This window comes from Streptomyces griseorubiginosus, from assembly GCF_017614965.1.
In the GTDB taxonomy this organism is placed as follows: domain Bacteria; phylum Actinomycetota; class Actinomycetes; order Streptomycetales; family Streptomycetaceae; genus Streptomyces; species Streptomyces griseorubiginosus_B.
The window spans coordinates 1-5,832 of the sequence record NZ_WVUG01000435.1 but is presented as its reverse complement, the minus strand read 5'-3'; the positions used below and the strand labels follow the sequence as shown (position 1 = coordinate 5,832).

The 5,832-nt window shown below is 71.9% G+C and carries 5 protein-coding genes and 1 riboswitch; of the genes, 2 read left to right on the top strand and 3 right to left on the bottom strand.

The genetic code is table 11. From position 1 onward, the window contains the following. Positions 1–433 precede the first annotated feature (433 nt). Positions 434–1,366: an LAETG motif-containing sortase-dependent surface protein gene (locus GRC12_RS41160; RefSeq protein ID WP_208785562.1), complete on the top strand. Its 933-nt coding sequence runs from the start codon at positions 434–436 to the stop codon at positions 1,364–1,366. Positions 1,367–1,505: 139 nt separating this feature from the next. Here the strand turns inward: GRC12_RS41160 and GRC12_RS41155 are convergent, their stop codons facing one another. Continuing rightward, entirely contained in the window at positions 1,506–1,865 is a 360-nt protein-coding gene (locus GRC12_RS41155) for an ArsR/SmtB family transcription factor (RefSeq protein WP_208785561.1), read from the bottom strand. Positions 1,866–1,945: 80 nt separating this feature from the next. After that, positions 1,946–2,134: riboswitch (cobalamin riboswitch) on the top strand. 26 nt (positions 2,135–2,160) lie between these two features. Here GRC12_RS41155 and GRC12_RS41150 point away from each other — a divergent pair. Next, positions 2,161–3,243 carry a HoxN/HupN/NixA family nickel/cobalt transporter gene (locus GRC12_RS41150; protein ID WP_208785563.1) on the top strand — a complete coding sequence of 361 codons (1,083 nt, stop codon included), beginning with the start codon at positions 2,161–2,163 and terminating at the stop codon, positions 3,241–3,243. A gap of 30 nt (positions 3,244–3,273) precedes the next feature. Here GRC12_RS41150 and GRC12_RS41145 read toward each other — a convergent pair whose 3' ends face one another. Both GRC12_RS41145 and thrS read right to left on the bottom strand, forming a co-directional pair. Then, complete coding sequence (locus tag GRC12_RS41145; protein ID WP_208785560.1) at positions 3,274–4,239, bottom strand: nucleoside hydrolase; 966 nt, start codon at positions 4,237–4,239, stop codon at positions 3,274–3,276. Between the two features lie 42 nt (positions 4,240–4,281). Further along, the gene (gene thrS, locus GRC12_RS41140) at positions 4,282–5,535 is read right to left on the bottom strand and encodes a threonine--tRNA ligase (RefSeq protein WP_439959943.1); all 1,254 of its coding nucleotides are present in this window, start codon (positions 5,533–5,535) and stop codon (positions 4,282–4,284) included. Positions 5,536–5,832: the final 297 nt, after the last annotated feature.

Sequence of the window (5,832 nt, the reverse complement as noted above, 5' to 3'; positions counted from 1 at the left end):
GGCCAGCCCCAGGTCGTGCTCACCCCGCCGGTGGACACCACCACCCAGCCCCCGGTCCTGCCCGGCGAGGCCTCGCCCGGCACGGGAGGCACCGCGGCCAGCCCCAGCCCGACGGTGGGATAGGCCCCGCGGGAAGGTCGTACGGCCCTACGGGAACGGTCGTACGGCCCTTCGGGGCAGGAGGTTCGGGGGGTCGAACGGAAGCGGATCCGCCCGTTCCTACTGTGGCGTAATCGTGATGGCTGGTTGAACTCTCGGTGCGTCACCGCAGGTTGACAGTGTTCGGCCGGGAGATCCACCATGTGAGCGCACTGAGGCGCATGTGACCAATGGGCCCGGTGTTCTCACAGACCATTCTCCCCGGCACGGCCGGCCGCCGCATGCTGTCCCGCGCCGCCGTGCCCGGGTCACGCACGCCAAGATGGGGATCCGCATGTCCATAGCGAGACGTGTCACCGTGCGCCGCCTGATGGGGACGGGCGCCGCGTCGCTCGCCCTGTGCGCCGCAACCGTCGCCGCCGCCTCCGGCGCCTGGGCCCACGGCGGAACTCCGGGCGGTGACGGCTGGAAGGCCGGCGGCTCCTACAAGCCCGGCACCGGTGCGGGCACCAAGACGGAGGCCGACCGCTGCCAGTTCTCGCTGGACGGCACGGACTTCTACGACTCGGTGAAGGTCGACGACCAGACGCTGAAGCCCACCGACGACGGCAAGGTCCACATCAAGGTCCGTACCGCCGGTGACGCCGCCACCTGCACCGCCTCGCTCGCCTCCTACCTCGCCCACGGCGCGACCTTCGCGACCTCGGGGCAGCAGGTCTTCGTCGACTTCGACACCGTGACGGTCAAGCCCGGGCAGACCGACTCGCTGGACATCGCGGTGCCGGACGCGGGCTGCTTCGCGCAGATCGACCTCTACCGCGGCGCCACCAGGTTCGACGGCAAGCTCGACGCCAAGGACGGGTTCCAGCACGGCGACCTGCCGGCCGGCCCGGACCACGCGGTCATCAAGGACAAGCTGATCGCGTCCTGGAACGGCGGTACGAAGGACTGCACGAGCGAGTCGCAGCCCCCGAGCACCCCGCCGGCCTCCACCCCGGCCTCCACGCCGCCGTCGACGCCCCCGGCCTCCGAGAGCGCCACCCCGACGCCGAGTGCCTCCGAGTCCACGCCGACCTCGACCGACACCCCGGTCGCCTCGGCGTCCACCACCGTCCCGGCGGCCACGCCGAACGGCGGTGGCGGTGGCCTCGCCGAGACCGGCGGCGGCAGCGACTCCGGCCTGATCGTCGGCGGCGCGGCGGCGCTCCTGGCGGGCGGCGCGGCGATCGTCGTCGCGAGCAAGCGCCGCCGCGGCGCCCGCTCCTGAGCCACCCCCCGAAGACGAACGCCCCGGAGATCCCCCGCTCCGGGGCGTTCGTCGCGCACGGCACCGACCGTGTGCGGTGCCGGTCATGCGCCCGGCACCCCCTCACGAACCGTCGGCCCCCACCGGCCGACGGCGGCCGTCACGGGCCGTCGGCTGCGCAGTGTTTGAGGAGGAGGCGGGTGTCGTCGTCGACCAGGCGGTAGCGGACGACGCGGCCCTCCTTCTCGCCGGTGACCACCCCGGCCGCGCGCAGCAGGCGCAGGGCCTGGGAGACGGCGGGGTCGTTCATGCCGGTCGCGATCGCGAGGTCGGAGACGGCGAGCGGGCCGGTGCGGTGCAGGGCGAGCAGCAGCGCGAGCCGTTTGGGGTCGGCGAGCAGCGAGAAGCGGTCGGCCCAGGTGCGCACATGGGCCTCGTCACCGATGGCGGCGATGGCGTCGCACACCCGGTGGCCGTCGATGGTGCGGCGCTCCGCGCGGTCGGCCGGGACGAGATGCATGCGCACATCCTCGCAGGCGCGCCTCTGTGATCTTCGATACCTGCACAGGTACGCAGCTATGCAGGAAGGGCCGCTCCCCCCTACGGTGGGCGGGCCGTGGTGTTCGGGAAGTCGGTGCGATGCCGACGCGGCCCTCGCCACTGTGATCGGGAAGTCACCGGTCCACGTCCCGCAGGGGACAGCCACTGGCCGTTTCACCACGGCCGGGAAGGCGGACCGGGGACGCACGACCCGTCAGCCAGGAGACCGGCCACGGCATCTCACGAAGTGATCCACGAGGTGCTGGAGCGTGAACATGACCGACGCTGCTTCTTTCCGCTGGCGGCGCGAGGACACCGTCAAGACCGTGGGGCTGGTGGCGGTGATCGCCGCCCTCCACGTCGTCGCCTTCGGGATCCTCTTCCTCCTCGTCGTCCCCGGCCACTACGAGGTCGGCTCCAAGGCCTTCGGCATCGGCCTCGGCGTCACCGCCTACACCCTGGGCGTGCGGCACGCCTTCGACGCCGACCACATCGCCGCGATCGACAACACCACCCGCAAGCTGATGGCCGACGGCAAACGGCCGGTGTCGGTGGGCTTCTGGTTCGCGCTCGGGCACTCCAGCGTGGTCGTGGTGCTGGCCGCGATGATCGCGGGCGGCACGGCGCTCGCCGGCAAGGTCATGAACGAGAACTCCGGCACCCACAAGGTGCTCGGCTTCCTCGGTACGACGATCTCCGGCATGTTCCTCTACGTCATCGCCGCGCTCAACCTGGTGGCCCTGATGGGCATCCTGAAGGTCTTCAAGGCGATGCGGGAGGGGACGTACGACGAGTCGGAACTCGAAGCCCACCTGGATTCCCGGGGTTTCATGAACCGGATCCTCGGCCGCCTCACCAGGTCGATCACCCGCCCGGGGCAGATGTACCCCCTGGGCTTCCTCTTCGGGCTCGGCTTCGACACCGCCACCGAGGTCACGCTGATGGTGATGGCGGGCTCCGGCGCGGCGGCGGGGCTGCCCTGGTACGCGGTCCTGTGCCTGCCGCTGCTCTTCGCGGCCGGGATGAGCCTGTTCGACACGCTGGACGGCACGTTCATGAACTTCGCCTACCAGTGGGCCTTCTCCAACCCGGTCCGCAAGGTCTTCTACAACCTGACCATCACCGGTCTGTCCATCGCCGTGGCCTTCTTCATCGGCACGATCGAGCTGGTGGGCGTCCTGCACGAGAAGTTCGACCTGACCGACTCGGTCACGGGCTGGATCGCCGGCCTCGACCTGGACAACGTCGGCTACGTCATCGTCGGCCTGTTCGTGGTGGTGTGGGCGGCGGCGCTGACCTACTGGCGGGTGGCGAAGGTGGAACAGAAGTGGTCGGTGCGGACGGCCGAAACCCCGTGAGCCGCACCGTCCTTGCCGGCCGGCGCGCCGTCACTGCCTCTCGACCGCCGACAGCCACAGCTTGACGAAGCGGGGCACGTCCACGTCCAGGGCCACGTCGACCAGGGGCTGTTCGCGGGCGCCCTCGTGGATCTCGGACTCGCCGGGGCGGGCGCGGCGGTCGACGATCGTCTGACCCCGGGTGGGTCCGGGGGCGAGGGAGACCTCGACGGGGAGCAGGCTGGTGGTGATGCCGGCCGGGTCGGCGACGGAGCAGACGGCGCCCGCGTCACCGAGCCCGCCCGAGGTCTCGCCGCTGTCGGGGTCGGGCGAGGACGGGCGGTGGGCGAGGAGTTCACCGGCGAGGCGGGTGCCGGGCTCCGCGCTCGCCCGCAGCCGTCGTACGTCCGCGCCCGGCACCACGACCCGCTGGAACACGTCGAGGCCGTACATGGTGATCGGCACGCCGGCGGTGAGCAGGACGGCGGCGGCCTCCGGGTCGTGCCAGACGTTGAACTCGGCGACCGCCGTGGCGTTCCCGGTCGCGACCGCGCCGCCCATGAAGACGATCCGCTCGATGTTGCGGACCACGTCCGGGTGCGTCCGCAGCAGCAGCGCGATGTTGGTCAGGGGCGCCGTCGGGACCAGCGTCACCGGGCGCGGCGAGGCGAGGATCTCGCGGCGCAGCAGCGTCACGGCGTCCACGTCGGCCGGGGCACGGGTCGGCGCGGGCAGACCGATGTCGCCCATGCCGTCCACCCCGTGCACATGCCGTGCCGTGCGCACCGGCTCGATCAACGGCCGCTCGGCGCCCCGTCCGACGGGGATCTCCGGGGCGCCGGCCTGCTCCAGCACGGTGAGGGTGTTGCGCACGACGCCGTCCACGTCCGTGTTCCCGGCGACACAGGTCACCGCCCGCAGATCGATCCCCGGGTGCCGCACGGCGAAGAGCAGGGCGAGGGCGTCGTCGACACCGGTGTCACAGTCGATGATCACCGGAACGGGCTGACCGGTCACAGCGGACTCCCTCTTCACCACACCATCGGTACGGGACCGACCTTAAGCCCTGGCTCGCGTCTGTGCGGGCGCCCACAACGCGGTACTCCTCGCTGCCACCTGGGCGTCGATCCGGCGCAGCAGTTCCTCCGCCGGCAGGGCTCCGGGGCGGGTTCCGTCCCTGAGGCGCGGGGCTGCCAGGCCCTCGGTCGCCTCTTGTTCGCCGATCACCGCCTGGTAGGGGACCAGACGGGCGGCCCGGACACGGGCGCCGAGGGAACCGTGTTCGGGACCGGCGACCTCTGCCCGCAGGCCACGGGCGAGGGCCCTGGTCAGGAGGGCCTGCGCCTGCGGGCGCTGCCGCTCGGACACCGGCAGCACCACCAGTTGGACGGGGGCGAGCCAGGCGGGGAAGGCGCCGCCGTGCTGTTCGACGAGGTGCGCGACCGCCCGCTCCATGCTGCCGATGACGCTGCGGTGCACCATGACCGGCCGGTGCCTCGCCCCGTCCGCGCCGATGTAGTGCAGGTCGAAGCGTTCGGGCTGGTGGAAGTCGATCTGCACGGTGGACAGGGTCGACTCGCGCCCGGCCGGGTCGGCGATCTGCACGTCGATCTTGGGGCCGTAGAAGGCGGCCTCGCCCTCGACCGCGTCGTAGGCGAGGCCGGCCCCGTCCAGCACCTCGCGGAGCAGGGCGGTGGCCCGTTCCCAAAGGGCCGGATCCGCGACGTACTTGCCGCCCTCGCCGGGGAGGGAGAGACGGTATCGGGCGGCTCGGATGCCCAGGTCCGCGTAGGCCCGCCCGATCAACTCCAGGGCCCCGCGCGCCTCTTGCACCGCCTGCTGAAGGGTGCAGAAGACATGGGCGTCGTTGAGCTGGATGGACCGCACCCGGGTCAGCCCGCCCAGCACCCCGGACGGCTCGGAGCGGTACATGCCGCCCAACTCGGCGATGCGCAAGGGGAGTTCGCGGTAGCTGCGGGAGCGGGAGCGGTAGATCAGGGCGTGGTGGGGACACAGGCTCGGGCGCAGCACGACCTCCTCGCCGCCCAGCCGCATCGGCGGGAACATGTCGTCGCCGTAGTGCGCCCAGTGCCCGGAGATCTCGTACAGCTCGCGTTTGCCGAGGACCGGCGAGTACACGTGCCGGTACCCGGCCGCCCGTTCCAGCCCCCGCACGTACTCCTCCAGCACGTGCCGCACGGTCGCGCCGTCGGGCAGCCAGTACGGCAGCCCCGCGCCGATCAGCGGATCGGTGTCGAACAGCGCCAGTTCACGGCCGAGACGTCGGTGGTCGTGCATGATCCTCCTCCTCACTCGGGAGGGACGGGCGACCCGGGCGACGCATGACGAAGCCCCGGGGCACCCGCCCCGGGGCTTCGGACATCCAGTCCAGTGGTCAGCGCGCCGGGACGTTCTCCGGCGTCGTCGTGGAAAAGACTTGGGCGCGCTGCATGACGGCGACCGTAGCGCGGGGGCGGCCGCGGCCGCGAGGGATTAACGGCCCTCGTAACCCGTACGGCCCGGCTCGGTGGTGGGCTGTCGGAGGCGGTGGTCCCGTGGGAGACGTACACCGTCCTGTACGTCGGTCAGGAGCCCCCGATGCCCCGCACC

Coding starts and splice junctions, on each gene's coding strand:
- GRC12_RS41150 (WP_208785563.1), top strand. CDS start 2,161: ATGACCGACGCTGCTTCTTTCCGCTGGCGGCGCGAGGACACCGTCAAG.
- GRC12_RS41160 (WP_208785562.1), top strand. CDS start 434: ATGTCCATAGCGAGACGTGTCACCGTGCGCCGCCTGATGGGGACGGGC.
- GRC12_RS41155 (WP_208785561.1), bottom strand. CDS start 1,865: ATGCATCTCGTCCCGGCCGACCGCGCGGAGCGCCGCACCATCGACGGC.